General features: G+C 61.6%; 1 protein-coding gene and 1 pseudogene. Both read left to right on the plus strand.

What is annotated here, in order from left to right:
* A partial coding sequence (locus FPZ47_RS29115; protein WP_210420060.1) for a hypothetical protein occupies positions 1–232 on the plus strand: 232 nt, incomplete at its 5' end.
* Positions 150–320, plus strand: a pseudogene (locus FPZ47_RS30345) (integrase); the annotation flags it as partial. The gene FPZ47_RS29115 and the pseudogene FPZ47_RS30345, both read left to right, overlap by 83 nt.
* Positions 321–518 lie beyond the last annotated feature (198 nt).

Consider the following 518-nt stretch of genomic DNA (forward strand, 5'->3'; position numbering starts at 1 on the left):
CCATCAGCGCGCAGTCACCACCAACCAGACCACCGAAAACAAGATCATCACAAGCCGGCTGAAAAATCAGGGTCAGAGAATGCGCGCGTACGGCGCGCCTACCTGGCAGCTGATGCCTCGCCGGTTAGGCCCGGATGATGGGGCTGACAATGAGTCAACGCAAGGCAGTGACGAGGACGATCGCGGCCCGCTACGCGCGGGCGGACAAGGCCGGCAAGGGGCGGATTCTTGACGAGCTGTGCGCCACCACCGGGTGGCATCGCAACCACGCCCGCAAGGCCCTCAAAGACGCGCTGCGCCCGAAAGTGGTCAAGGCTAGGAGGCTGGTGTTTTGCATTGCGAACGATTTTCGATCGCCGAAGAGCCTGTTGCCGAAAGCTAGTGTGACAGCCAGATAGAGGCGCTGACCGTGGGCTGATCGGTGGCCGTGGGCTGAGATGGTGGTCGATGGTCGATGGTCGAGATGAGATCGGCGATGCCGCAGTGAATCCGGTAAGAGGTGCTGTGGTTGCGGTCAA

Source organism: Mycobacterium helveticum (genome assembly GCF_007714205.1).
Lineage (GTDB): Bacteria > Actinomycetota > Actinomycetes > Mycobacteriales > Mycobacteriaceae > Mycobacterium > Mycobacterium helveticum.